Source organism: Streptomyces sp. NPDC054872 (genome assembly GCF_053610705.1).
This window is the reverse complement of sequence record NZ_JBSGYY010000006.1, coordinates 53,223-79,498: the sequence shown is the minus strand read 5'-3', so window position 1 is coordinate 79,498 and position 26,276 is coordinate 53,223. Positions and strand designations below refer to the sequence as shown.

The window sequence follows — 26,276 nt, the reverse complement described above, 5'->3', positions numbered from 1 at the left end:
GGCCGGCCGCTGAGTGCGCAGTCCGGCGATGACACCGATGGTGATGACTACGCGACGGGGTGGCGGTGCGCAGCTGGTCCCCGCCGCTGCCCTTCTTCCTCCGCGATGCGGGCGGTGAGCACCGCTTGGTTGAGCCCTGCAGCCGACGGTGTCGGCGTACACGTGAACGTGGCCCTGGCAAGATTTCCGTGAAACGGGGTGTGCCACCGTGCGCCGGTGACAATCCGTCACGGGTAGCGGCATTGTCGGCGAGTGTGATGACCTCGTACGGATTGTGTCTCCGTGTCCAAGTCCACCTTGGCCTGGCGCCGCACTCCCCGAGCCATGGCCACAACCTTACTCAGGAGGTGGTCAGACCTGGTCACGTGCCTGCAAAGCGGTCAGGATGATATAGAACAAGCTGAGTGCCTGTGTGAGAGCCGCTCATGACGGTTGGTGGGCGGGCTGGTGGTTGGGGTTGGCGGGCTCGTTGAGTGGGTGGCTGTTTGGGGTCGCGGTTGTCTCGGGGGCAGACGAGCCGGTGGGGACTTGCTCAGCTGGGGTGGGACCGCTTTCCTTCCGTGATCATCGGGCTCAGAATGTTCTGCATGACGACGACACGGGTGATCACTCAGCAGGCCATCGGCGGCTCCGACGTGCTGGAACTCGCCGAGATACCCCTGCCTTCGCCGGGCCCCGGCGAGGTCCTGGTCCGGGTACGGGCCACCGGCATGAACCCCGCGGACTGGAAGGTCCGTATCGGCAAGGTGGATTTCTTCGGCCCTCCGCCGTTCGTGCTCGGCCACGAGTTCAGCGGCACTGTGGAGGCCGTCGGCGAGGCCGTCACCCGCTTCACGGTGGGCGAGGAAGTCTACGGCTGGACTGTCCCGCCACACGGCAGCCACGCCGACCACGTGGTGGTCCCCGAGGACCGGATCGCGCCCAAGCCGCGCACCCTCGACCACGTCGGCGCCGCCTCCCTGCCGATCTCCGGGTTCACCGCCTACCAGGCACTGGTCACCCTCTCCGACGTACAGCCCGGCCAGCGAGTGCTGATCCACGGCGCGGCCGGCGGGGTTGGCCACCTCGGCGTACAGATCGCCAAGTCCCGGGGCGCGTACGTTGTCGGCACGGCCCGCGCCGCCAAGCACGGCTACCTGCGCGGACTCGGTGCCGACGAGCTGATTGACTACACGGTGGAAGACTTCTCGGCCCTGCGCGGCATCGACGCGGTGCTGGACACCATCAGCAACGATTACGGCCCGCGCTCACTGCCCACCCTCAAGCCAGGCGGCATCCTGGTCGACGTCGTCGGCGTCGGCGTGGACCGCACCGAGGTGACGGCACGCGCCGCCGAACTCGGCATACGGTTCGTGGAGTTCTTCCTGGATCCGACCCCCGCCGTGCTGACCGCCTTCGCCGAACTCGTCGACACCCACGGCGTACGCCCCACGATCTCCGAGACTTTCCCGCTCACCGAGTGCGCGAAGGCCCACGAGCTCAGCGAAACCGGCCGGGTACAGGGCAAGATCGTCCTCGTGCCCTAAAACCCCTAACGGCATGACTTCACTGGGCTTGCGTGTCAGCGTGGTTGGTACTGTCCGACCGTGACTTTGACGGACCTTCAAGACCGATTCCGCGACGCTGAGCAGCGGCAGTGTGTCCAGGCAATGATCGCCAGTCATCTTGCGGATGACCGGAAACCGCAGGAATGTCGGTACCTCATGCGCTTCTGGTGGCAGCTGAGCATGCCGTACCAGGAGGTATCGGTTGCCGAACTGCGCCAGAACGTCAGCCAACAGAAGTTGGACGTCGTCATGGAATTGATCAGCGCCATCAGGTCGTCCCATGAAGAGATCGACGCATGGCTGGCCGGTGCAGTCCAGACTTTCCCGGTGGTTCAAGACCATGGCTTCAGCGCCACCTTGACCAGCCACGATTGACGCTCAAGCTTCGTCAAGCGTCGCCAGCAGATGAGTGCGCATCCGAGAGTGAGGAAGGCTTCGTGGATGGGTGTAGCTCTCTTCCGGGGACGGCCCCGATGGTTTGAGCTGGGAGATCGTGGTTGTGGGTGATGGCGGCGTGGTCGGGTCTCTACCGTGTGGGTGGGGGAGGCGACGCTGATGGTGTCGTTGATCGGGGAGTTGGAGGCGTCGGAGGCGGCGGCCCGGCCCGGATGGAGACGCTCGTAGCGGAGCTAGCCCGGCTGACGGCCCCTCTGGAGGACGAGCGGGAGGCATGGTCGCGGCTGCGGATCGCCCGGGAGACGGTGGCCGAGGTGATCATGGATCTGGACGGGTCCGGAGCGACCGCACCGGTGGCCGGCGGCGCGGAGCCGGAGAACCCGGTGCACCCCGGAGTGCGGGTGGTCGGGGCGATCACAGTGCCGCACTGGCGCCAGGGGCTGTCGGCTGCGGTGCTGCCGGATGTCTACCGGGACATCATCGAGGTCCTTACCGACGCCGCGAAGCCGATGCAGGCCAAGCAGATCGTGCCGCGGATCGGGCTGCCCGCGGTGACCGGAAGGATCGAGGGGGACACGGGGGAAGCTGAAACGGCTGGTGGAGCGGGGCTGGCTGACCGAGGACGGGCCCGGACGGTTCACGGTGCCCCACCCCGGCGACGGTGTGGAACCGGTGAACTCCCTAAACGATAAAGCCTCTTCTCTTTAGCTTCGGAGGTAACCAGCCCGACCGAAGCACCCAAGAAAGAAGAGCCGCGGTAGAACCCTACGACGCCTTGTCTGCCATCGATCCGTTCGCCGCCGCCGCAAGGGCCTTCGACCGCCTGACCGCGGAGTTGGCCGACCCCGCCTCGGCCGCGCTGGCCCACCACGATCTGGAGGCCGATCGAGGCGCGGGGCCGCGAGCCACTGCCGACCCACCCCAGGGGAGCGGGCCGAGCGCGAGCAGGGGGAACGCGCCGGCCGCCCGGCGGTCCGGGGTGCGGACGGACTGGTTCGCCCGCATCGCGAGGTGGGCCATTGCAGGCGTCTGGCCTGCGTGCTCGTTCGGCACCGTGACCGTGACGCGGACCGCGTGGCGGGGCAGGTCGATGACCAGCGTCCGCCCCCTGGATGCGGACCTGTCGCTACCCGCCGGGCTGCACTCGCACGGCCTGCGCCGCCGCGCGGTTGCCGAGGCGGTGCGCGGTTCCTACGACCAGGCCAAGGAGGCGATCGAGCTGCGGTGCGGGAAGGTCCTGCGCAAACGTCAGGCCGAACATCTGGTCGCCTGCGCGGCCGTTGACATCGACGGCTTCTACGCCCGTCGCGTCCCGGCGCCGTCGACCGCTCCCACGACGCTGGTGATCCAGGTCGACGGCAAGGCCATCGCGATGCGGCCGTCCGGTCTGCAGCCAGCCACGCTCAAGGCGCACCTGAAGACCCCGCGGGCGATGCGCACCCGCCTGGCGCCGGGCGAGAAGCCGCACCGCAAACTCGCCCGCGGGGCTCTTCCGGCGTCCGTCCGACTCGCCCGCCGCCCCTCATGCGCAGTCGTACCTCAGCCCGCCCGCTCATAGGTAAGGACGGTCTTCGGGTGGTTGCCGATCTTGCGTAGGCGCAGCGGGCCGTCCGAGGACTTCACGTCGAAGGAGTACTCGAGCTCCTCCGGCGGGCAGTTGACGGTCCTGGTGCCCTGATCGAGCTTGAAGTTGCTCATGGACAGGTCGTGCTGGTCGATGCCGGAGACAGTGGCGCTGCCCTTGCATCGCGGGCCGGTGCGGGACTCGATGACCACGCGTGCGGATCTGCCCGGCTCGACCTGGTGGAGGGTCAGCTGCTGGCTGCCGTCCGTGGCTCGCCACCGGCCCACGAACCAGGGGTGGATGGGCTTGTACTTCGTGGCCACCTTGGCGAATCCGGAGCGTTTGCGCCAGGTCAGCGTGGAGGTTCTCAGCATGCTGGGATCGACGAAGTCCACTCGGGCGCCACCGTCGCGGATGCGGGCCTTCGGCCAGGCGATGGTGTTTTTCGTCGGGTCGGTGGTCCAGGAGGAGAGGTCCCCGGTGGCGACGGCCGCGATCACCTCTTGCGGTTCTTCGCCGTCCCTGCAGTACGCGCCGAAGCCGGCCGCGAGCCACACGGTGTCCCGGTACGCCTTTGCCCTGATACCGCCGCACGGTTTGGTGCCGGTCTCATAGACCGCCTTCCGGGCGGACCAGGCGTCGTCAGAGCCGTCGCGATGCTGCGCCTCCAGGCCGCGGCGAGTGAAGCGGAGGGACACCTGCCGACCGTCGGACAGTTCGAGGACGGTGTGGTCATCGTCGTCCTCGACAACCCGTGAATCAGGCTTGTCCTCGGGCTCGCGGTGGGACTTCGTGTACTTCGCGCTGCTGCCGGACGGTCCCTTGTCCGATTGCTCGGCGCAGCCGCCGACGGCTGCGCCGAGCATCAGCACCGCCACCGCCCACGCCGCTGCGCTCTTCGTTCTCATGCCGTGTCAGCTCCCCTGTACGCCGCGCCGCGATGCCCGGGCCGGTGGGTGGCACGAACTCGGCGATGCTAGCCGGTGGGCGGCCCGCCCCGCTCGGCCCCCGGCGCGCTGCGGCCCCGGCGGTTCCGTCACTCGTCGAGGACGGCGGCGACCGCACCCGGGCCCGGGCCGCCGCCTCCAACTCCCCGATCAACGACCCCATCAGCGTCGCCTCCTCCACCCACACGGTAGAGACCCGACCACGCCGCCATCACCCACAACCACGATCTCCCAGCTCAAACCATCGGGGCCGTCCCCGGAAGAGAGCTACACCCGTGCGCAATCGCGTCTCGAGCTCTCGGCTACGGGCCGGTTGCGGGCCGCGGTCGTTTCGCTCACCGGCGAGTGCGCAGCCCGCTGACTATCCAAGGTCAGGAGGAGCGCGCACGCGGCAAGCCAATGCATCGTCGTCGGCTGCGCATTGCTGTGACCTGCGGTGGGCGGGCCTGACGGGGGAGTGGTCGGGGCGGGGACAACGATCCACGGCTCTGCGCAGCGATCGTGGACCGGCTCACCTTCGGCGGCAACATCATCGAGACCGGCACCGACTCCTATCGCCTTGCCCAGACCAAGGCCCAGGCTGCACGAGCAGATGCCCGCTGACCTGTGTTCCTGCCCATATCCACTGGTGGCAGGGGCTCCGGGGTCCGTATCTTTGGCCCATGGTGGATGGGGAAGAACCGAAGCTCTTCGTGAACCGGTGGGGCGACACAGCGAATGCGGGTCCGCAAAGCCCGCTGTCCTCCCGGGACACCTGCTCGTGCTTCGACCAGTGCCACGTGCATCCGCGTGCTCGGGTGGGATTCCACACCGAACTCCAGGACACCACCGCTGAAGGCTGGCAGCACCTGCTCGCGCTGATCGACGAGGCTGCCGCTGACGGCCGGGAAGAGTTTCGTCCTCTGCTTGAACTCAGCCCACAGGAACGACGGCAGATCATCACGCTGCCACCGTCCATCGCCCGGTTGACGGCAGTCAGGAACTTCGTGCTTTACGGCAGCAACCTGGTCCGCATTCCGCCCGAGATCGGTGCCATGGCCAGTCTGGAGGAGTTCAGCCCCTACACCTCGCACCGCCTGCACTGGTTCCCCTACGAAATCACCCGCTGCACACGACTCGCCCGGAGCACCGTCAGCACCCGTTCACTGTTCGGCAACTACAAGCTCCGAACGCCCTTCCCGCGCCTCCAGCCGCCTCAGCATGCAGTCGCAGAACTCAACCTGACCGACCTGGCCCCCCGCCGCTGGGGAGCGACAGCCATACGCACGTGCAGCGTCTGCAACCAGCCGATAGACCGCGAGCTCCACCAAGCCTGGATCTCCTCGCGGGTGGCGACCGACGTCCTGCCTCTGCTGGTTAACGCCTGCTCGGTAGCCTGCCGGACGGCCCTTCCCCACGGAGCCGAGGACCACATTCCCACCCCGCACCAAGGCGGCCGCGTCGAACAGCCCCCCGGCTGACTGGGACTAGCAGACAGAGCACCAGCCGCCCCGCACACCCGTGCGACTTCAAAACTCACCGACTTCGATCACTCAACCAGCACATGAGTGCCTCCGGCAGTCGGCGATAAACGCCTCCCGAAGTCGCAGTAGCCAGGCTGTGCGTATCCGGTCTCCCGCCGCTGCCCTTCTTCCTCCGCGATGCGGGCGGTGAGCACCGCTTGGTTCGGGGCCCTGCGGCCGATGGTCGGGCCGACCACCGTGTCCAGCTGCGGTTGTGACTCCTTTGTGATGGTGGTCGGGGCTGGGTGGTCGAGGAACCGGTCGACGAGGCCGGATTCTCTCCCCCTATGAACCACAACCACTGCACTTCTGAGCCCTCGTGGCCGGGCAGCGTGGCAGGACCGTGCCGCCAACGGCCCGACGCACAGATGCCCGAGGCCGGGGCAGGGGCGCGGCGATGACGGGCTATGGGGCCAGGATTCAGCGTGGGGAGATGGCGGGAGACCGTTTCACGCAGATCGCCAACGCCTTCTTCCGGGACTTGCGGATCTCCTACAAGGCGAAGGGGATCTTCGGTCTGATCTCGACGCACCGCGATGGCCGGGGCGTGACGGTGGCCGAACTCGCCCGCTGCGGACCCGAAGGCAGCAGCGCCGTGAGGACCGGTCTGAAGGAGCTGGAGAGGTTCGGCTACCTCACGCGTACCGGTGAGCGGCTCGCGGACGGCACCCTGGGCGATGTCACGTACTCCATCACCGATGTTCCGGCCCACCTGTACGACCTGTTGGGAGACAACGCCTTAAGCACCGACCTCACGCAACACAGCAGGTCGCAACCTGAATCAGGTTTTCCAACGCTGGCTCATCCACCGGTGGTTGATCGCCCTGCTAAGAACACCAAGAACAAGAAGACCAAAGAACAGAAGACCAACTCCGTCCGTCCGGCCGTCCGTAACGCGTGCGCGCGCGAAAGGGACGCACCGCATGCGGAGCGCACCGGCCAGAGACCAGAACACCAGAAGGCCCCCGCTCGGAAAGACAGCGTGCCTTCCTCGCCCGGCGAGCGCCTGCTCCTGGCGATCGGCGCCGATCATCCCGAGATGCTGCTGATGGGGCAGGTACTCACCGACCAGGGCGCGGCCGTCCAGGAGTTGCTGAACAGAGGCTGGACGGCCGAGCAAGTGCGGCACGTCATCACCTCCCGGCCACTGCCCGAGCCGCTGCACCGCACCGTCGGGGCGATCATCGCTGCCCGGCTGTGCGCGGCGCAGGCCACCACCGCACCCCACCGCGCGGCCGCCGAACCGGCGCCGGACTCGCAGACCTCGCCGGATGATGCGGCGGGATGCACGGTGAGCGCCGCGCTGAACCACCGCGTGCACGTCGAATGCTGCGGCTGCGGCAGCCCCAGCCGCGCGCCTGGCCAGGACCTGTGCCCGGCCTGCCTCAAGTGGCCCGTGTGTACCGCATGCACCGGACCCACACCGCGCCGCGCCAATCCCGCCGGGGACGGACGTTGCACCCTGTGCGCCACCTGACCTCTTAAAAGGACCGCGCCCGGCCGCTGCCTACCGGATCGAGGAACCGATGACGCTCCCACCGCCCCACCCTGCGCCGACCTCGCACCTTTCGCCCGGCATGAGGCGGCCGCCTCCCTGTGAGCGCACGCCGTGGGGCTGGCTGCGCTTCAGCCCGGCCACCCGAGAAGGGGCACCGCAGCATCTGCTGCAGATCGCCATCTGCAGCCCCGAACCCTCACTGCGTGCCCGGTGTGCGCAGCGCTGGCTCACCCGCCGCCCGCCCCTGCGCCTCTACTTCGACCACGGCGGCTCCCTCACCGCGCTCACGCTGATAACTGCCTTCGCCGCGCTGCTCGCCATGAGCTGGGCCATCGCACAGGGCCTCGCCGTGGTCCTAGCTTTGCTGCTGGCCCTCGGTCTGCCGCTGCTCGTCGACCAGCTGCCCGCCCGCCTGGACGCGCGCGCCCGCGCTCATGTCCGCGTCATCGACGCCGGACCCGGACTTCACTACCTGCAGGAGCTGACGGCCCGGCACGCCCGCCTGGTGCGCGCCCATCACTCCCGCCCCGGCCCCGAGCTCGGCTACGCGGCCCAGCTCAGCCACCGGACGCTGTGGGAGATCGCCGTGATCATCACGGCCCCTGACCGCAGCCCTGACATCACCTGCCGGTGGCTGGCGCTGGAGAGCTTGCTGGACCACCTCGCCCGCCAGGCCGACGACATCGAACACCAGCGAGCCCTCGACGGGCCGGCCACAGCCGACGATGGCTCCCCGCCGACGTATCGAGCGCCCGGTCACCCCTGACACCGCAGGCAGCAGCCCTCTCACCTTTCCCGGGACCGGCACCTGCCGCGCCACCGCTGCAACACGCCCTCGAAGGAGACAGACATGCCCGAAGAGATCTACTTCCTGTTCGCCCATGAGCCCTACTACCCGCCGCACGGCCTGCACGAGGTCAACACCACCATCGTCGCGGCCGACACCCTGCTCCACACGCACGTAGGCCAGCCCGACGGCGCCCGCATGCACCGCCTGCTCTACCAAGGACAGCGCACGGAGGGAGAGATCGTGCCGCTGGCGACCCTCACCCACGAGCTGGACGGCGGCGCCCGATGGGCGCAGATCGCCAACTGGGAAAAGGTGGTCGACGACCTCCTGGCCCTGACCCGCTTTGGCTCCTGCGACTCCGTGGGCCTGGGACTGCCTGCCCTGGAGCGTGCCTTGGTGTGCGGCGGCCCCCACACCCGAGTGATCAACTTCAACCCGGCCACCGGGCAGCGCGAGACCCACGGACCCCAGGAACGAGCCGCCGTTTTGGCCACGCTCGCCGAGAACCTGAAAACGAGGCAAGCCGGCCGAGCGCTCTGGCCCGGCGCAGGCCTCCTGCCGGCCATAAACCACACGTGACGCAAGCCGGCTCGTCGCGCCACACGATGCCGGTGTCTTCCAGGTCGGTGATCCGCTGGAGCGCGAGTTCCCCGGCTGCGTACCTGGTGTTGGCGTACACCGCTGTCCACCCAGGACGGTACAACCGAAAGTGCTCAGCTGCCTTGGCGGAGCTGAGGTGCTCGGCGTAATTGGGAGGTGCCGCGGGCGGGGGATGCGGAACACTTCGCAGGTGATCGTGATGCAGCCCGTCCTGGAGGTATACGCACCTGACGGCTTTGACCTCTGGCCTGTCGCCGAGGTCGAGTCGTCCGGCTTTCTGCCTCTCAGTGGTGAGCTCTCACCGGCTGAGGTCGGGTCGGCGGTGATGCGCATCGCTAGCTGCAATGACATCGACTTCGAGGGCGACCGACCGCCTCGTCCGGCCGACGCTCTTGACTCGTTCCTTCACGGACTGCTGACCTTCGACGACCTCTTTGCCGCCGGCGGCCTGAGGGTCACCGACAACTCCACGGGCGTCACCTTCCAGCCGGGCTGCTGCGACGGACTGGAGGACTGGCGCGACTGGCATCAGTTCATCGACAACGGCAGCCTGCTCGGTTTCGGCCACCACCCCGTGTCACCGTTTGCGGAGCGCTTCGGTGACGGTGTCCGGCTCACTGTCAACGCCGAGCAGAGCGCCAGCCCGGTGATTGAGCTGTCCGTCGCCGAGCTCTGCAACCTACTCGCCGGTGTCGAGCGCAGCCTGGCCGACTTCCTGACGCTGGCAGCCGATTGGGCCTTCAGGCACCTGCCTGGTCACTGCGCTCTCGTCACAGCCGCCCTCGCTCGCGTCGTCGACCTTCCAGCGCCACCCATACCGCCGGAGGCGTAGGACGACTGGCCTGGCTTCGCTGGCCAAGGCAGGGCCCTGAATTGTCATGGTATGCGACGCGGTGAGCATGTTTGCGTCTACCTACTTGGGCACTTCAAGGTCTACGCCGACACCTGGCTCGCATCTGCGAGACCCGAGCCCCCCGAGGGCGGCCCGTTCACGTGCATGCTGCTGTCAGGGCACGCCTGGGACGACAGGGATCAGCACATGTGGGCGTGACGCCACGCAGCACGAAAGCTCCCGCACCGGAGTTCCGGGCGGGGGCTGTGTCGTCACTCGGCGAGAGGGGCGACGATCTCGACGAGGTGACGGTCACGGTGGTGTCGCTGACAAAGTTGATGAGGAACGCAGCGGCCATCGGGCGCGCGTAGCGACCGCCGAACTCGTCGTTCAGGTCGGAGACGCGTTCCGTCATGGCGATGACCATTTCCACGTCGCTCATGCCGATGCGTTGGGTCTGGTTCATCGCGACCGCTTCGGCACGTCCGATCACGTCCGGCCATCCGGGGATGGTGAGCGCGACAGAGAAGAGACTGGCTCCGAGAACGCTTCGTCGGGACGGGTCCATGTCTTGCCTCCCAAGCTCGATCAGCCCTTCCACCGTGAGCGGCGGTCGTTGCTCCTGATCGGCTGGAGTTGGGAAGCCAGACTCCGCATGGGGCACGGGGCGTCGCAGACGGCGCGCGAACGCCTCGACGACGAAGCGGCGCACGGCCGCGCTGCGGGGCGTTGTCCCCCCTAGCCGGTGGTGGACCGCCGAGCCGTTGTATTTGAGCGGTGTCCCGTCCTCCGCCCCGACCCGGTTCACGGCGCGGGCGCACTGGCTCAGGGTCCAGCCGCTTTCTGTGGAAAGGCGTTGCAGGGGCTCGTTCGGCATGTTCGCTCAACTCCCCGCGCCCGGCGTGGTGTCACCAGATTTCCAGGATGACTGCTCTCTTCGGCCACGCTACGACCAAGGGCGATTCCAACCTGCGGTCTTGTCAGCGGAACTTCGCGGGGTTACGGCGAGCGGGGCCCGGCGGCGTGATGCGCCAGTTGTAGATCTGCCGCAGCTCGTCCAGGAAGAAGGCGTGGAAGCGGGCGAGTGTCGCCGCGGAACGCGGGCCCGTTGTGCGGAAGGTCGTGAGCTGGCGCAGGAAGTCGGGCAGGGAGATGCGCAAGGTTCCGGCGGCGACGATATCTGCAATGCGGTCCTCGCCCTGAGCCAGGTGTCCTGCCATGAGGGCGTACGGCAGCGTGGTGGTGGACGGCCACAGACTGTTGAGTCCGGTGGGAGCGAGGTCCTTGACGCCGATCATGGTGTGGGCAGCTCCTGCCGCGTCGGTGAACAACAGCCGGTAGCGCAGTTCCCGATGGTCCGGTGTCCGGCCGGGGCCAAAGAGGTGGAACTCGCCGCCGGTCACCGGACGGCGTCCGCCTAGGCTGTGCGCCTCGATCCAGCCGTCAGCGCGGGCGAGATGCTCGGGCCGTCCCAGGAAGTCGTCAATGTCGTCGATGGTGACGGTGAGCCGCGTGCAGAGCGGTTCGCGTCCCGGAGAGCGCGCGGCAGCGCGCGGATCGCTTGCCCCCATCGCGCAGTTGCCCTTCAGTGTCTCGGTGAACTGCAATGAGCTGTGTGGTGTGTAGGTGCCCGACGCCTGCGCGGTTGCGCCGGAGGAGGCGGGCAGGGGGGAGTCGCCCTTCTCCAATAGCCGGGTGCAAGCTCGATCGGCCTGTGCGGCGACGGTCAACGCGGGGTTGGTGCCAACAGGCCCGGGCAGGGCCGCGGCATCCATGACGTACAGGCCCGGATGCCCGTAGACCTCTCCGAACTCGTCGCAGACGCCCTCGGCTTGATTCCTTCCCATGGGGGCCCCGCCGCATGGGTGGACGGTGATGATCCGCTTGAGCAGCCAGTGCGGACTGTCTGCGTAGCGTCCGCCGAGAGCCTCGGACACGGCTCGCAGGGCAGCGCGCAGTCGTGCGTAGTGCTGAGCACTGCCGGTGGCGGACCACTTCGCGTCCAGGGCGCCGCGCCGCAGCACCAGTATCCCGTCCGGTGTGTCCCGGCCCATGCCGAGCAGCGGCAGGGAGGTGTCCGACAATGCGCCGTCGCCGAGGAGGCCGGCGAGCGAGGCGGACACACCTGCTGGCTCACCCACGGTGTGTGCCGCGAGCTGTCGGAGCAGGAAACGTCCTGCCCGCCCGGCATCCTGGGGCAGCGCAGCTGCTTCGACCAGCCAGCCGACGAAGGCCGGGTAGCCCCCGTCCTGAATGTAGGCGCCTCGTCCCCGCGGTGCAAAGCCGGAGTTGTCCTGCCCCTCGAGATCGTCGGGCAGCCGGATGGTGGTGGTGATGACCGGGCCGCGGCTCGGGTCCACCCGGGAGGGGTGGGCGCCGTGGCCGTCCTTGGTGCGGACGGCGAACGCCAACATGTCGCCGTTGCCGGAGAAGCGGGTGCCCAGCGCCGCGCTGATGCCCGGGAGTTGTCGACGGCTGCGCAGCAGGAGGTGTGAGGTGCCGTAGGTGCCGGCAGCGAGGATCAGCCGATCGCAGGTGAGGGTGCGGGCCGGGCCACGGGCGGCGGGCAGCTCTTCCTGGTCAGGATTGTGCAGCACGTAGTCGACTTCGTATCCGCCGCGAGCGGCGGAGCGGACACCGAGTACCTCGTGTCCCGTGCGCAGATCCGCGCCGTGGTGTCGCGCAGCCGAGAGGTAGGTGAAGTCCAGGCTGTTCTTGGCTCCCTCATTGCAGCCGATGTTGCATTCCCCGCACAGCCGGCACGTCCGGCGGGTGGCCCCGTGCAGGTTCGCGTTATCAGATTCGATGATCGGCAGGCCGATGCCGGGCTGACCGCCGGGCTGGGGCGAGAAGCTGACGGCGAGCGGCGGGAGGCAGTGCTCGAGGCCCAGCCGGTCGGCCGCTGTTCGCATCGCCCAAGCCTTGGGAAGGTCGTCGTACCCCGGGCGGTCCAGCGGATAGGGCGTGGGGGTTAGTACCCGCTCCACCGCGTCATAGTGCGGGTCGAGGTCCGCACGGGTCACGGGCCAGGATTCGTAGCCACCGCCTGGCAGTGGCTGCCGGTCGACGAACCAGTGCTCGTCCTTGCGCAGCAGCACGTTGGCGTAGATGAGTGAGCCGCCGCCGAGGCCGCTGGCCACCACCGAGTCGAAGTGGCGAAAGCCCCGTACGTCGAACAAGCCGTACGAGCCGGCCTCCGGCGCCCAAAAGGCACGGGATGCCTGGGCAGGCGTGCGGGGGAAGCTTCCCGGTGGGTAGCTGCGGCCGCGCTCCATCAGCACCACACCGAGACCTGCCTGTGCCAGTCGGCTGGCGGCGACCGAGCCGCCGAACCCCGAGCCGACGATCAAGACGTCCACGTGCTCGGTCGCTGTCCTGTCCCGGACCATGTCAGACCGCCCGCCGTTGGAAGAAGTCCAAGATCAGCGGAAAGACATCCACGTGCGCCCTCTTCCCGATGATCGGGTCGACGTATCCGTATCCGGGCAGTACCGCCAATTCGTGCCGGCCCGGGGCATCGTGGGAAAGCGCTTGGTGGCAGAGGACGTTGGAGTCGCCGAAGACGTGGTTGTTCTGACCCGTCATGAAGAGTATTGAGGTGCTGATGCTGGCAGCGTTCGCAAGGTAGTCCTCAGGCAACGCAGCATGGCGGCGGTCGCCAGGGGCGTACTTGACCGCATGCCCGGCCCGCACCATCTTACGGATGTGGCGGTAGTAGTGCAGGCCGGTAGGACCCAACAGGTCAGCGATCCGCTCGTGCGTTCGCGGCTCCAGGTTGGCGTGGCTATAGAGGGCGGGCCAGCCAGCCCCCCACATCAGACTCACCAGGTGGCACGCGGAGTTGTCGCACTCCGGGTGCCCGAGCGACACCAGTTTTGACAGCGCCCAGGAGCGCGTAAAACGAGCCGAGGCCCCCATTCTGGGATCGATGGTCGGCATGCCCAGCACGTGCTCGAGCAGCGCGGGGGTGAGTTCGAGCTTGACCCGGGACCAGCTCGGCACCTTGACGACCAGACCCACGCTTTGCGCGACCATGCTGGTGACCCCTGTGACCGTGCCGGCGGCCAGGCCCATGGAGAACGATGCGGAACCCAGACAGTGGGCAACGACGTGGATGCGCCGCTGCCCGACGTGCCGACGCAGTTCGGCCAGCATGGCCGGGTGGTCGTAGTGAACGATGTCGTCGATCGAGGAGTCTCCGGGTTCAGTGTTGTACGGATACCTGTTGCTCATCCGGAAGTCGACCGTCCACACATCAGGGAAACCGTGGTCCAGGAGGTAAGTCGCCATGTTGTAGTGCTCGGGCATGATGAACAGGTCGCTCGATGCGGTCAGGCCGTGCATCAGGAGTACGACGTCGTCGCTCTCCCCCCGCTGAAAGCGGGTCAAGTGCAAGGCCAGCCCATCCGCGGTGGTAAACGGATGAGTCGAGACCCGTGCGTCCGGCACCCCCTCGAGCGTGTGCCGCGCAATGCTGTGCCGCATGACTGAGCCCCCGGTCTCCGCGTTGTGCTTCGGCAGAGTGAAACGGTAGGAGGCATCGCCAAGTCCGCGCATCCGACGGGCGATTGACTCGACCCTCAACCCAGAGCTGCAGTGACACGGCAGTGCAAACCGGTGAGGTAGGGGGTGTACCTCACCGGTATGAGAACCCTGCCGCCTCAGGTTGTCCCACACCGCATCAGCACCCCAGGTGCCTCAGGTCCGGCAGGGCTCCCGCCTTGCGGTGTGCCCCCGGGAGCGTCGTCCTGGTGTCCTCGGTGTCCGGATGGACCCGCCCCGCCCGCCCAGTACGCGGCCGCCAAGGCTGCGCAGATTCACCTGGCCGCGCACACACCCCGGAGCGGTATCGGGCCTTCGCGCAAGAGTTTCGGGCGGGTGACTGGTTGATCCTGAGGATGTCGCGGCGGTGGTCGCGTTCCTCCTCTCGGACGACGCACGCGATCAACGGCGCCAGCAGCTCGATCGATGGCGGCCAGAACGCACCGAGCGCCTACGGATCCTGGTACTCCCGCCTGACTTCGACGTTGGCCCTGATCAACGGCTCGGGCCCCGGGAGTGGAGCGGCATGGTGCCGAAGGCGGGACGGGTTCTTGCATGCATCCCGGAGCTGAACGCTTGCGCACCTTCGGATTGGATTGCAGCAACGCGTGACGCGACGGTCACCAGCAAGGGGGAACGGGTTGCTCATCTTTGCTGTGCTGGCCCTCATGGTCATCCTGGCCATCATCTGGGCCGTCCTCGGAGCACACGGTCTGCTTCTTGGCCGGATACCGGCCACTGGCTCCAACAACGAGTGAGGCAGCCCAGACTCTGGGGAGCGGGCGCCTTGCTGATGCTGGTCAGCTGGAACGCGAGCTCACCATCGCTACTCGCCGTGGGAATCGATCTCGTCGTACGGGAACACGTCGTTAAGAACTCCTAACAGAATGATCAATCGAGTGGCCTGATGGCGCATCGGATCAGAAGAGATCCGCCAGGCGCTTGCCGATGGCCCACGCCTCGTCGACGGTGCAGGTGGCCAGGTCGCTGTCGCGGGCCACTGCGGTGTCGGCGAGTTGGGCGGTGGCGTAGAAGTTGACGCGGTTGCAGAAGACCTCGCGGATGTCCGCCCCGGTGGCGGGGGCGATGGTGACCGCCGCGGTGGTGGGGTTCTGGTCGCGGATACCGTCCGGTGCGACGGTGAGGGTGATCGGTTCGCCGGTTGCGGCGCAGCGGGAGGTGACCGTACTCGCCGGCTCCTTGAAGACGACGGGGAACATCAGCACGTCCATGGCGCACCAGCCGTAACGGCGCTGTCCCTGGAGCTGCATGGTGTGGGGGCGCTGGTGGTTGAGGGAGACACCGGCGCCGATGATGCGGCCCCGCCTATCGGTTTCCAGCTCGAAATTCATGGCGCGGAAGCGGTCAAGGATCTGGGCGGCGGGCCAGTCCAGCAGCCGGGAGGCCTCTTGAAGGGTGAGCGGCCCGTGTTCGAGGAGGCCGCCGACGACGGTGGCTCCCGCGGCCATCAGCTCAACACCTTGGGGCGAGGTCCACTTGGTAACCAACTGGTCGGACAATTGTTGCACGCGAATATTCGACATTTCGGTTCCTTCCCGGCAATTCTTTGTCTCTTCCAAGTTAAGAGAACACTGGGCGAGGCAGCCGGAGTGACCTCCGTGTCAACTCTTTGGTGTCTGGTTTGTGGGCAGGGCGGCCAGGCGCCGCCAGCAGACCAGCGCGCATCCGAGGGTGAGGAAGGCTTCGTGGATGTCGTCGCGTATCTCCCAGCGGATCCGCAGGCGGCGGAACCAGTGCAGGTGAGCGAACGCGCGCTCCGCGACCCAGCGTTGGGTGCCCAGGCCGGAGCCGTGCTCGGTGCCCCGGCGGGCGATGACGGGCTTCACCCCGAGCTTTCGGGCGAGGCGGCGGTACTTGTCGTGGTCGTAGCCGCGGTCACCCAGCGCGACGTCCGGGCGGCGACGGGGCCGGCCTCGTTTGCCCCGCACGGGAGGCACGGCTTCGAGGAGCGGGATGAGCTGGGTGACGTCGTTGCGGTTGCCGCCGGTCAGCGAGACGGCGAGCGGGATGCCGGTGGCGTCGGTGATCGGGTGGTGCTCGCTGCCAGTTTCGCCCCGGTCAACAGGTCTTCGTCGCATCTTGGTGCCCCTTTTAAGGCCCGGATGTGGGAGCCGTCGACGGCCGCCCGGGAGAAGTCCAGGGCGTTCGCGCCGCGGAGCCTGGTGAGGAGAACCTGGTGCAGCCGGGACCACACACCGGCCTCGGTCCACTCGGACAGGCGGCGCCAGCAGGTCATGCCCGAGCCGAAGCCGAGTTCCTGCGGCAGGTGTTCCCAGGCGATCTCGGTATGCAGCACGAACAGGATGCCCTGGAACACCAGCCGGTCCGGATGACGCTTGCGCCCCGGATGACGTGTCCGCCGTTCCACTCTGGGCAACAACGGCTCGATCACCGCCCACAACTCGTCGTCGACGTTCCACGGCTTCGGCCGAGCCACCCCACACCCCCCGATCAACGTTCCCGAAGTGATCCAGCCACCTTGAAGATCATTTCGTTAGGAGTTCTAAGCCCACGCAGTGACTCCGTCGGCGGTATCCCTCCCGAAGTTACACGGCAAGGTAACTGAGCGTTTCGCCCTGTGGGGTGTGTTTGATACAGGGTCAGGTTCCGCGCCAGTTGAGGGTGGCTTCGCCGGTGAGGCGGCGGGCCATGAGGTCGATCATCGCGAGTGGACCATGGCTTCGGACCGGTGTGGGTGGGTTTCGTAGTCGCGGGCGAGTCGGCGGTGGTGCATGAGCCACCCGATGCTCCGCTCGATCGTCCAGCGTCTGGGAACGACCGTGAACCCCTTGACGCCCGGCGGGCGTTGGACGGGGTGGACGTCGAAGCCCAGGCGGGCGCCGTGGGCGGTGGTCCGGTAGCCGGCGTCCACCCACGCCTTGCGTATCTGCGGGCGGCGGCGATGCGGGTGAGCAAGGTGACACCGGCTGCGGTGTCGGAGACGCTCGCGGCGGTGACCAGCACCGTCAGCAGCAGGCCCAGGGTGTCGCAGTCGAGGTGGCGTTTGCGGCCGATGACCCGCTTGCCCGCGTTGGAGCCCTGGTCGGCCAGGTACACGTTGGCGGAGGTCTTGATGGTCTGAGAGTTCAGCACGCAGGCGGACGGTTCGCCGTCGCGTCCTTCGGCCGTGCGGACCAGGTGCCGCAGCAGGCCGGTGAGCTGGGCGAAGACACCGTCCTCCTGCCAACAGGCAAAGTAGTGGTAGGTCGCGGGCCAGGACGGGAAGTCGTGCGGCAGATAGCGCCAGGTGACTCCGGTGCGTCCACGTACAGGATTGCGTTCATCAGCGAGCGCAGGTCGTGTTCGGGCGGGCGGCCGATGTCCAGGCCGCGGCCGCGGCGCTTGGCCCGCCAGGCGGTGAGCACCGGCTCGATCAGCTGCCAGCGTTCGTCGGACAGGTTCCTGGGGTAGCCGCTGTTGGCGGTCATGTTTCAGATGTACTGCGAGGCGGCCACCTCGACCAGCGGCCAAAGACCAACGAGCGGTCCCGGATTGGGATCAGACAGGAGGCATCGGGATCAAACAGCGCTCTGGCGCCTCACAGCGAACTGGTGGCCCGCCTCTCACTTCAGTGCCGTCCCGCCAGCCACCTCAAACCATCACGCAACGGCATCAGACAGGGCGAAACGCTCAATGACAGCTGAGGCATGGGCAGCCGGCTCTGCTTCGGTCTGACCCTGCATCGCATCGTTGACTTCTTCTGATCGGTGGGGTTTCGCATGCGAGACGTCCTTGTGTACAGAGCCGCCGGTGCAACCTTGCAGGCGGTAGGTCAGACTCGGGGTGCGTCACTTCGGTGGATCGACATAAGAAGGCTCGTGCGGTCGTCAGTGACAATGCGCGGGTTTCGAGTGACGGTGACCACCGTGCGAGCGCCGAGGGCATGGCAGCGCCGGGATGCCGCTCTTTGTATCACTCGGGAAAGCCCCATGCCTCTGTACTGCTTCAGGACGGCTGCATGGGTAAGGAAAGCGGTGTCGCCCTTAACGGTCAGCGCGATGACCGCGGCGGGTTCCGCCGGCGCGTGTTGGAGAAGGCGGGAAACAGTCACGATCTCGCTTCGCGCCCTCGCCCGGCGTAGCGGCTCCAGTGCGAGTTGAGGAGGAGCCTCAGGCGAATGGGGAAAGCATGCGGTGACGATGCGAAGAAAGCGTGTGTCAGTGTCAGCCCTACCCAAAGGCATGATGTCCAGTGTGAAGAGGGGCTGCAGGCGCACTGCGACCGGTTCGGCAGGCTCCACGATCACGCGGAGCGGCTGCTTTTCCTGACGCCAGTGCCTCGGCAGGAGCGCAGCGTCCGGGGCGTTGGAGGAGTCGACGAGATAACAGGGTGGGGGTGCGGTGGGGCCCCACTGCTGGTGCCAGTGCGCCCGCAGGACGTCGAGCTCGCCTGGCCGCGGGGGCTCCTTGGCGAGCCGGATGACCGGCGAGTAGCCCGGGGACGGGTAACCGGCCACGGTGAAGGCGCGGAAAGAACCGGCCACTTCCGCGGTGTGCTGGGAAAGGACCCCGAAACCCTTGAGCGCAGCAGCGAGCAGTTCCATGACGGCTGGGTCACCGAGCCTCGGCGACCATCACAACGGGCTGGGTCTTGCCGCTGGCCTGGAACCGCTCGAGCGGCGCGATCTCGACCCAGAACGCCTCGGGGTGACGCTCGGTCACGGCTCGCAGTCCCGAATTGCGCTGCAGCACCCGTGCACGCGTCCGGACAGCGACCCCCTGGGCGCCCGCAGTTCGCCGCGGCTGCACCCGTACACCCAGCCTGCGCAGCGATCCCGACGCATCACCGGGATCGGCAGGGACGAGGAGGACCTGCGCGCCCATGACCTCCGGGGTGTCCGCAGCGGCCAGCCGCAGGCTGTCGGTCTGGAGAGAGGCGCCGTGAAGAACCACGGGAGCACCGGCCCGTCCCAGGACACGCACGGCCGGGAGGTCGCGGGCGCAGGAGCACTCCACCGCCGCCAGCGTGTCGTTCAGCCGTGTGCGCAGCAGCGGCCGTCCGGCCAGCAGCCCGGTAGCGCGGGTGAGATAGCAGCCCCCGGCGGTCAGTTCCAGCAGCTGACCATGGCACAGGTGAGACACTCCGGGCGCGCAGCCGGGGAAGCTGAAAGCGACCGCACCGGCCTCCGAAGAGGAGTAGATACCCCAGAACTCCAGATCGGGGTTGAGCTCCCGCAGCACTGCCATGCAGCCCGCAGTCATGTGCCCCCCGGTCCACACCACAGTGCGAGGCCGCAGAGGCACGCCTCGTTCCAAGATGATGTCAGCGAAAAGGGCCAGCGTCTCCGGGTACCCTGCGAGCACGTTCACGCCGAGTTCCCCAAGACTCGGCCCAAGCCCGATAAGGGCGTCACGTTCAGTCACCCCAGGCGCCGTATGGGCGCAATACAGCTCCGCGATGCGCTCGAAATTACGGTGGGCGGTACCGCGCGGAAATAGGTTGAGCATGACGTCACCAGGACACAGCGGCTGCCACTCGCCGAGATGCGCGACCGTGATGGTGTCCTTCGCAATCAGCGCCTTCAGCCTGGGCGGCCCCGTCGTGCCGCTGCTGAGCGTGTAATGAGCAGGGTGGCCTCTCAAGTGCCACCGGGCGGCCTCAAGCGCCTGCGCCTCGGTCATCTGGGGCAAGTCGGCCACACCTTGTCCACCGGGAGCGTCCAGCCACTGCCGACATGCCTTTGTCAGGCTCGGACAGGCTCCTGCCCATTCGACAACCTTGCGCAGCTGGTCCGCTGAGATCGCGCCCACGGTGCTCGAGAGGTACCGAACAGAGGTCTTCTGCGACATGGGATCATCATCATCCAAGCGCCGACGCCGTGCTCGCCGAGCTTCACCCGGACCCGAGCTCGGGGCTCCTACCGCCGAACCCAGGATATGGCGTCCCTCATCCTGTCGCTCCCGACAGAGCCAGGGGAGTGAACGATGGCCGCTGTTTCATCGAGCCAGTGACCACCGCCAAACTCTGGGCCTCCAAGCCACAGGTGCGTTGGGGCAAGCTGCTCGACACCATCGAGCCAAATTGACGATCGATCGGACCGCGAACTGTTCGACGCGGCACGAACCTTCCCTGGCACCCCTGACAAGTTGCCGATGATCAGGGTGGGCCCAGCCAGGGGATGCTCGCGCTGAGTCTCACGGCCATCGGTGGAGCCGCGGCCTCACCGCGATCTCCTCTGCGTGGGCTCTGGGGGCCTTTTCGCGAAAGAAGGAGGCGGCACGTCAGTCCACGCCGATGCTGTTCTGCCTGCTATGTCCTGCCCTCGGTCAGTTGGCTGGCGGTGTTCTCGATCCACAGCAGTGTCCACTCGACTCCGGCCTGCCAGCCGGGTTCCGCGCTGTCGTATCGGTTTCGGCGTCGGCACGGATGTTGGCGATGAGGGCGTGCAAATCCTTCTGCAGTCCCTGCCGTTTGGCCGTGTCCATGGCCTGGCGCAGCTCGTCAGTGATCTCTATGGGTGCTTGTCGTTCACCGTCCCATCTTGAACGATTGCGCCTGCTGATGGCCATACCGCGAGGTCACTGCGCTGGACGCTGTATGGCGCAGCTCTGGTCGGCCTGTGATCTTCCGTGGCAGGCTCGCAACTCTCCAGGAGAGGGGAGCAGCGAGGAGCAGCGACTGGCCTGTGCCGGGGCGGCGGCTGCCCGGGTGGCCGCCGCTGTGGCACCCGGACAGGTGACGGTCATGCGCTGCGGCGTTCCCCGCTCCGCCCGGACCGCGGAGCCGGGATTCAACGGGCACCATGTTTGCCCAGTTCAGAGGCTGTCCACTTTTTTCCTACCTCTTCTACACTAAGGGCTGTCCCGCAATGATCAAGAAGCTCCGGCTCGCGGACACACGACCGCGAGAAGAGGCCGTGCGCCGCTAGAGGTTCGTTTGATGAGCCTGGGAAAACCGTTGGACCCTTTGCCGTAGGCGCGTCATAGGGTTCAGGACGCGAAGGCGCGGTTGTCGGCGAGGGAACGGTGGATGACGGGACTGTTCGAGATCTGGCAGCGGGCAGACGTGGCGCGCAGGCTCGACGTGTTGTCGGGCTTCGTCGCGATGTGCGTGGCGGGTGACGATGACGCGCGGCGCCGTCTGTCTCAGATGGTTGCTGACACGGACGCGCCCTCTCCGCCTCGCCCCCGGATTTGGTGGTCGCCTCGGAGTGTCTGGACGAACTCGTCTGCTGGGCTGACACGGAGTGGATCGATCACCCGTATCGTCCCGTGGAAGCCCCGGCCTGATGAGGCCGACCGTCAAACACGTGACTACGCCAAGGACCTCCGGCACGCCGCACTTCCCGCCCGCGCCCGGGGCGAGATGGGCCGCATCGAACTCAGTCTTGAGGTGCGGTTCCTGGCCTTGTGCCGCCAGCCGGGATTGGACTGTCGGGTCGGCCAAGACATCTTCTACGTCGCCGGGCGTGCAGCGATGGCCCTCGACCTCGGGCCCTTGGAGGCGGCAGAGCGTGAGGTCCAGCGCATGGAACAGGTAGGTGCCATGGAGTCACGGCAGAGCCACTGGTGAGGGCCCGTCGTGTCGGCGTCAGGCCAGCAGTTCCCCTAGCCACGACCGTTCGGCGCGGCTGGCGGTGCGTGCGATGGTGAGCATGCCGCGGCGGTAAGGGTCGTCGGCGTCCTCGGCGCCCAGGAGGCGGTCGCCATCGCGGAAGAAGCTTGCGGGCTGTTCCAGGAAGTCCAGCCGCCGGCGCAGTACCGCGTGCTGGTCGGCGGGGTCGGGAAGCTGGGAGAGAAAGGCCAGGACAGTGAAATACCGGGTGCTGTCGCTGATGTCCAGGCCGTCGGCGTCCCGCAGCCGGCGCAGCAGCTCGGTGCGGCCGGCGGCGGTCAGGCTCAGGGTATGTCGCTGGGCGGCCGAGGCGCCTGGCTCGGCTCTGCGGTCGAGCAGCCCGGCCTTGACCAGGCGGTTGATCGCTGGATAGAGGCTGCCGTCGCTGACCGGACGGGCATGGCCGGACAAGTGCGCTATCCGGCCGCGCAGTTGGTAACCGTGCAGTGGCCCCTCGGCCAGGAATCCCAGGATCGCGAGTTCCAGCATGCTGCTACTCTCGCACATCGAAACGAGGTACCTCGAAGCGATGTAAGGGGCCGGGGATGACATATACGGAGGAATGGGTGACCGCGCGAGCGCGCGACGCCTACGAGCACGGCCGGGCATCGTTCGACGTACGGCCCGAGCGCACGGCGTTGCTGGTCATCGACATGCAGGACGAATTCGTCCGCCCCGGGTGGAGCCCCTACTGGGTGCCCGCGGCTACCCGGATGGCACCCCGGCTGCGGCAGCTGGTCGAGGACTGCCGGGCCGCGTCGATCCCGGTGATCTGGACCATCTTCGACGACACCCATCTCGGACTGGACCGGCCGCACGCCCTGCCCTTCCTCCCGCATGCCGACACCGACTGGCACCGCCCGGGCCCCGCCGAGGTATGGGCTCCGATGGGCCGCCGCCCCGACGAAGCCCTGATCCGCAAGCCCTCCTACGGCGCGTTCTATGACACCCCGCTCGACACGATGCTGCGCAACCTCGGCCGCGACACGGTCATCGTCACAGGCACCCTCACCAACTACTGCTGCGGCACCACGGCCCGGCAGGCATACGAACGCGGCTACAAGGTCGTCTTCGGATCCGACACCACGGCCACCGACGACGAGTCCCGCCAGGAACCAGAACTCGCCGTCCTGCGCAAAGGCTTCGCACTCGTGCTGACCGCCGAGGAGATCACGAACCGACTGATCGCAACCACCCCAGCACCGGAGGACGGGGACAGGGCGAACGTTGCCTGATGCGGCACTTCTGTCCTGGCGTCTGCAATCACCAGTGGGTCCGCCTGCCCGGTTCGCCAGGTCCTTCGACCCGGGACATGCTCGTGCTGCGAGCAGCCTCATCCATGAGTGTGTCGTTGAGTCATCGACGGGTATCGGAGTCATGGCTTGCCGCCCCGATCGCCTCCAGATCCGATTCACGCCGAAACCTCACAGCGACCACCCCGTCCGCGAGCGGCTCCGTCAACGGTTTGATCGGCCCCAAGCGCCCCATGCGGCAACCCTATCCGTCTTGCAACATCCATCAGCAGCTGGTGGTGTCGTTGCCCAGGGTGCCGCTCATGGTGTCGTTGCCGTTTTGGCCGATGAGGTCAGCTCGTCATGGACACGGGCCTCTCCGTTGTCGGGGTCGGGGTGAGGGCCGTCAGCTGACCCTGATGCTTTCGACCACGATGTCGGTGACCGGGCGATCGCCTGAACCCAGCTCAGTGGTGGCGATGGAGTTCACGACCTTGCGGGAGTCCTCGTCCGTGACCTCACCGAAGATCGTGTGCTTGAAGTTCAGCCAGGTGGCCGGTCCGACCGTGATGAAGAACTGCGAGCCGTTGGTGCTCGGGCCGCTGTTGGCCATGGCCAACATGTAGGGGCGGTCGAACTGGAGCTCCGGGTGGAACTCGTCGGCGAACTTGTAGCCCGGACCGCCCCTCCCGGTGCCAGTCGGGTCCCCTCCCTGGATCATGAAGCCGTCAATGACGCGGTGGAATACCGAGCCGTCGTAGAACGGCCCCGACATGTCTCCCTTCGCGTTCGGCTGCGTATATTCCCGGGATCCGTCAGCCAAGCCGACGAAGTTCGCGACCGTCTTGGGCGCATGGTTCGAGAAGAGGGCGATGCGGATCAGTCCTTGCGTCGTCGACAGGGTGGCGACCGGATTCGAGCTGTTCGTCACGTTCAATCCTTCCTTGATCACGGTAGGTACTTGGCCAGCATGGCCGTGACGGCACGGCGGCCCCAACGGGACTCGCCGCAGCAGCCCCAAGGACACGGAGCGGCGATTCCAGCCCTGCCATGTAACCGACTAGATCGCGCATTTCCTGTCGACCGGCGGGCTGCCGCGGTGCTCACGTGGGTCAGCAAGAACGCTCAGGGGCCAGCTAGAGCGCTCAGTCACAGCCGTGACCGTGGCCCCTCAGGGCTCTGCGGCCTCCCCGTCGGCTGTGCGACGGGGAGGCGGGTTGGGCAGACGTCAGCTATCGGGCGGGCTGCACCTTGATCGGCACGTTCGGGCAGCGCGTCGCGTTCTCGGCGTGTGCGGCCTCTTCGCTGGGGTCGATCGCGAGCTTCCAGCGGGTCTTCACCGCGACCCAGTGGGTGACGTACTCGCATCGGTCGCCCTCGGCCGGCGTATCCACGTGGAGGGGTCCTGATCAGCCTTGCTCCTGTTGGACTTCGCCGTGACGGCGACCAGGGATCGGTCGTCGCCGAGGTCGTTGGCGTACGCCTGGCGCTCGGCCGGGGTCCAGTTCTTGGCGCCGCTGTCCCAGGCTTCCGCGAGCGGGATGCGGTGGTCGATGTCGAGGGTGGCCGGGCCGTGGATGTACTGGTCGTCGTACGGCGAGTGCCAACTACCGCCACTGAGCTTGCACTTTGCTCCCTGCTTGGGGGCGACAACCGCTTCGGCCTTGAGGACCTCGGCCCTCGTTTTGCAACCGTCCTTGTCGGCGTCTACCCAGTGCTTGAACGCGGTGCGCTCGTAGCCTGTACGGACCTCGTCCATGACGGGCAGGGCGGTCTGGAGAGGCCGGGTGACGCTCTCGCCGGCGGCTGGCGCGGCGGCGGGCGTGGCCTGTGCGGCGGCGGCCGGAATGGCGAGGGCCGCGGCGGTGGTGATCAGGACGGCGGTGCGGGTGATGGCAGGCACGGGGCTCCTCGAAGATCACGAAGTGGTCAAGAACTTCGTAGCGAGACGGGGCTCGCCGACGTGCCGTGTATGGCGTTCGTGTCACCCGTGCGAGCGTTGAGTCCGATCGTCGCGGCCACTCCGCGAAGCGTCAGGGGGTGAGATCCAAGGACATGTACCGGTCGCCCTTCCCACGGTTGCGGGATGGTGGTGGCGAGGAGGGGCGCCGTCGGGGCGGTCGGGAGTGGGCTGGGCGACGACGACGATGCGGCGCTGGACCGTTCGCCCGGCTTCCGTCACGGGCACGGTCGCCAGCCCACGTGGGCATCGTCGGGGAGCGCACCGGCGTACCCACCCACGCACGGGTCAACGACACCACGTCCTGGGCGGTTCCGAATCGAGGCTGCCGGGTCGGAAGGGGGCCCAACAAGACCGGCCCGTCCGGCAGCCTCGGGTGGCCGGGCAGGCGTCGAGGCTGCTGGCCGGTCAGCGGATGCGGGCCGTGGGGCGACCACCGCACCACGCTGGTCTCTACCGCCGCGGCCACGGGCAGCTGCCCGCCAGCATGGCGCAACTCGGCCTCCCCTCCGGTGTGTTCAGCGGTGCTCAGCGAGGAGCAGTACCGCTCGGGGGTTCTGAGCCCAGGAGCGTGAGCAGCCCGGGGAATCTTTTCTCGATGTCCGCGCGTCGTAGTCGGATGCCCTTGCGGTTGCCGTAGTCGATCTCGTCAATGAGACCTGCCTCGCGCAGGACCCGGAAGTGGTGGGTCTGGGTCTGCTTCGAGATCGGAAGATCGGCACCAGTTACAGCTTCACCCACACCATTCCTGCCCATCAGGCACCCGGACAGGCAGATTGATACTCGCCAAACCTGGCTGGGCTGGCTGCACATACCGCGGTCCGTTCGCATGGATTCCGGCCTCGGGACTGGTGGGCTCGCATGTTGGGGCGTGAGCGTGCTGACCCGGTTCTCGTATTCGTGGCGGGCCTTGCGCTGGGCCGGGATCGCCGCGGCTCTGTCGAGCGGCTGGCAGCGGTCAAGGAGTTGGCGGTGTACCGCCGGGTCGATGCTGACGCGCAGGGTGTAGCCCTGGCCTTGTCGTAGGGTCATGCCCTGGTCGAGCACGGCGCGCTCCATGTCGAGCTCCTTGGATGACAGCGCGGGCCCCGTCGGCCAATACCTGGACGCCGGGGCCCGGTCCGAGACCTGGACCATGTGCCATGCCCGCAACGAGCACCTCCCCTGATGCTTGAACTCGCTCAATCATCAGGGGACGCACGAACTTGGGAGTGCGGCGTCCAGTATCCGATCGGTTCGTGGACACGTCCCTTCGAGTTCTCATGCGGGCTGTTCGGCGGGTTCGGGAACT

22 protein-coding genes and 3 pseudogenes are annotated in these 26,276 nt (G+C 67.4%); 12 read left to right on the top strand and 13 right to left on the bottom strand.

Annotation, left to right across the window (positions count from 1 at the left end):
* Nucleotides 1–587: 587 nt before the first annotated feature.
* The 4 genes from ACWGIH_RS09315 to ACWGIH_RS09300 all read left to right on the top strand — a co-directional run bounded on the left by ACWGIH_RS09315 (nt 588) and on the right by ACWGIH_RS09300 (nt 3,501).
* Nucleotides 588–1,526: an NADP-dependent oxidoreductase gene (locus ACWGIH_RS09315; RefSeq protein WP_453448150.1), complete on the top strand. Its 939-nt coding sequence runs from the start codon at nt 588–590 to the stop codon at nt 1,524–1,526.
* A 60-nt stretch (nt 1,527–1,586) separates the two neighbouring features.
* The gene (locus ACWGIH_RS09310; RefSeq protein WP_453448149.1) at nt 1,587–1,922 is read left to right on the top strand and encodes a hypothetical protein; all 336 of its coding nucleotides are present in this window, start codon (nt 1,587–1,589) and stop codon (nt 1,920–1,922) included.
* A gap of 233 nt (nt 1,923–2,155) precedes the next feature.
* On the top strand, nt 2,156–2,635 hold the full coding sequence (locus ACWGIH_RS09305) for a hypothetical protein (RefSeq protein WP_453448148.1): 480 nt from the start codon (nt 2,156–2,158) through the stop codon (nt 2,633–2,635).
* Nucleotides 2,636–2,718: 83 nt separating this feature from the next.
* A complete protein-coding gene (locus tag ACWGIH_RS09300) occupies nt 2,719–3,501 on the top strand; it encodes a hypothetical protein (RefSeq protein WP_453448147.1) in 783 nt (260 codons plus the stop codon).
* Here the strand turns inward: ACWGIH_RS09300 and ACWGIH_RS09295 are convergent.
* Nucleotides 3,483–4,415: a hypothetical protein gene (locus ACWGIH_RS09295; protein WP_453448146.1), complete on the bottom strand. Its 933-nt coding sequence runs from the start codon at nt 4,413–4,415 to the stop codon at nt 3,483–3,485. The genes ACWGIH_RS09300 and ACWGIH_RS09295 overlap by 19 nt on opposite strands.
* 516 nt (nt 4,416–4,931) lie before the next feature.
* Here ACWGIH_RS09295 and ACWGIH_RS09290 point away from each other — a divergent pair.
* The 6 genes and pseudogenes from ACWGIH_RS09290 to ACWGIH_RS09265 form a co-directional block, all read left to right on the top strand.
* Nucleotides 4,932–5,057 (top strand): annotated as a pseudogene (locus ACWGIH_RS09290) (IS21-like element helper ATPase IstB); the annotation flags it as partial.
* A gap of 59 nt (nt 5,058–5,116) precedes the next feature.
* A complete protein-coding gene (locus tag ACWGIH_RS09285; RefSeq protein ID WP_453448145.1) occupies nt 5,117–5,914 on the top strand; it encodes a leucine-rich repeat domain-containing protein in 798 nt (265 codons plus the stop codon).
* A gap of 475 nt (nt 5,915–6,389) precedes the next feature.
* Nucleotides 6,390–7,433: a hypothetical protein gene (locus ACWGIH_RS09280; protein WP_453448144.1), complete on the top strand. Its 1,044-nt coding sequence runs from the start codon at nt 6,390–6,392 to the stop codon at nt 7,431–7,433.
* 100 nt (nt 7,434–7,533) lie between these two features.
* Nucleotides 7,534–8,220, top strand: coding sequence for a hypothetical protein (locus ACWGIH_RS09275; RefSeq protein WP_453448143.1), 687 nt, complete (start codon nt 7,534–7,536; stop codon nt 8,218–8,220).
* Nucleotides 8,221–8,304: 84 nt separating this feature from the next.
* Nucleotides 8,305–8,823, top strand: coding sequence for a hypothetical protein (locus tag ACWGIH_RS09270; protein WP_453448142.1), 519 nt, complete (start codon nt 8,305–8,307; stop codon nt 8,821–8,823).
* Nucleotides 8,824–9,043: 220 nt separating this feature from the next.
* Entirely contained in the window at nt 9,044–9,676 is a 633-nt protein-coding gene (locus ACWGIH_RS09265) for a hypothetical protein (RefSeq protein WP_453448199.1), read from the top strand.
* Nucleotides 9,677–9,833: 157 nt separating this feature from the next.
* Here ACWGIH_RS09265 and ACWGIH_RS09260 read toward each other — a convergent pair whose 3' ends face one another.
* The 8 genes and pseudogenes from ACWGIH_RS09260 to ACWGIH_RS09225 form a co-directional block, all read right to left on the bottom strand.
* Nucleotides 9,834–10,553, bottom strand: coding sequence for a hypothetical protein (locus tag ACWGIH_RS09260; protein ID WP_453448141.1), 720 nt, complete (start codon nt 10,551–10,553; stop codon nt 9,834–9,836).
* Between the two features lie 103 nt (nt 10,554–10,656).
* Nucleotides 10,657–13,035: a GMC oxidoreductase gene (locus tag ACWGIH_RS09255; RefSeq protein WP_453448140.1), complete on the bottom strand. Its 2,379-nt coding sequence runs from the start codon at nt 13,033–13,035 to the stop codon at nt 10,657–10,659.
* Nucleotides 13,036–13,066: 31 nt separating this feature from the next.
* Nucleotides 13,067–14,161, bottom strand: coding sequence for an alpha/beta hydrolase (locus tag ACWGIH_RS09250; protein WP_453448139.1), 1,095 nt, complete (start codon nt 14,159–14,161; stop codon nt 13,067–13,069).
* Between the two features lie 977 nt (nt 14,162–15,138).
* A complete protein-coding gene (gene merB, locus ACWGIH_RS09245) occupies nt 15,139–15,687 on the bottom strand; it encodes an organomercurial lyase (protein ID WP_453510476.1) in 549 nt (182 codons plus the stop codon).
* A 153-nt stretch (nt 15,688–15,840) separates the two neighbouring features.
* Nucleotides 15,841–16,676 (bottom strand): IS5 family transposase gene (locus ACWGIH_RS09240; protein WP_453448137.1). Its coding sequence is split into 2 segments (ribosomal slippage): nt 15,841–16,331 and nt 16,331–16,676, totalling 837 coding nucleotides; the frame shifts between segments, so codons are not numbered across the junction.
* 163 nt (nt 16,677–16,839) lie between these two features.
* Nucleotides 16,840–17,667: pseudogene (locus tag ACWGIH_RS09235) on the bottom strand (IS5 family transposase).
* Nucleotides 17,668–18,011: 344 nt separating this feature from the next.
* The gene (locus ACWGIH_RS09230) at nt 18,012–18,782 is read right to left on the bottom strand and encodes a hypothetical protein (RefSeq protein WP_453448136.1); all 771 of its coding nucleotides are present in this window, start codon (nt 18,780–18,782) and stop codon (nt 18,012–18,014) included.
* A gap of 10 nt (nt 18,783–18,792) precedes the next feature.
* Nucleotides 18,793–20,028, bottom strand: a complete 1,236-nt coding sequence (locus tag ACWGIH_RS09225; protein ID WP_453448135.1) for a hypothetical protein — start codon at nt 20,026–20,028, stop codon at nt 18,793–18,795.
* A 1,180-nt stretch (nt 20,029–21,208) separates the two neighbouring features.
* On the opposite strand from ACWGIH_RS09225, the gene ACWGIH_RS09220 reads away from it, so the two are divergent.
* Nucleotides 21,209–21,751, top strand: coding sequence for a hypothetical protein (locus ACWGIH_RS09220; RefSeq protein WP_453448134.1), 543 nt, complete (start codon nt 21,209–21,211; stop codon nt 21,749–21,751).
* A gap of 18 nt (nt 21,752–21,769) precedes the next feature.
* On the opposite strand, the gene ACWGIH_RS09215 is transcribed toward ACWGIH_RS09220, so the two are convergent.
* On the bottom strand, nt 21,770–22,282 hold the full coding sequence (locus tag ACWGIH_RS09215) for a PadR family transcriptional regulator (RefSeq protein ID WP_453448133.1): 513 nt from the start codon (nt 22,280–22,282) through the stop codon (nt 21,770–21,772).
* Between the two features lie 56 nt (nt 22,283–22,338).
* On the opposite strand from ACWGIH_RS09215, the gene ACWGIH_RS09210 reads away from it, so the two are divergent.
* A complete protein-coding gene (locus ACWGIH_RS09210; RefSeq protein WP_453448132.1) occupies nt 22,339–23,028 on the top strand; it encodes a cysteine hydrolase family protein in 690 nt (229 codons plus the stop codon).
* 403 nt (nt 23,029–23,431) lie between these two features.
* Here the strand turns inward: ACWGIH_RS09210 and ACWGIH_RS09205 are convergent, their stop codons facing one another.
* The 3 genes and pseudogenes from ACWGIH_RS09205 to ACWGIH_RS09195 all read right to left on the bottom strand — a co-directional run bounded on the left by ACWGIH_RS09205 (nt 23,432) and on the right by ACWGIH_RS09195 (nt 26,044).
* Nucleotides 23,432–23,977: a peptidylprolyl isomerase gene (locus tag ACWGIH_RS09205; protein ID WP_453448131.1), complete on the bottom strand. Its 546-nt coding sequence runs from the start codon at nt 23,975–23,977 to the stop codon at nt 23,432–23,434.
* Nucleotides 23,978–24,257: 280 nt separating this feature from the next.
* A pseudogene (locus ACWGIH_RS09200) lies at nt 24,258–24,784 on the bottom strand (HNH endonuclease family protein).
* Nucleotides 24,785–25,513: 729 nt separating this feature from the next.
* Complete coding sequence (locus ACWGIH_RS09195; protein WP_453448130.1) at nt 25,514–26,044, bottom strand: helix-turn-helix domain-containing protein; 531 nt, start codon at nt 26,042–26,044, stop codon at nt 25,514–25,516.
* Nucleotides 26,045–26,276: the final 232 nt, after the last annotated feature.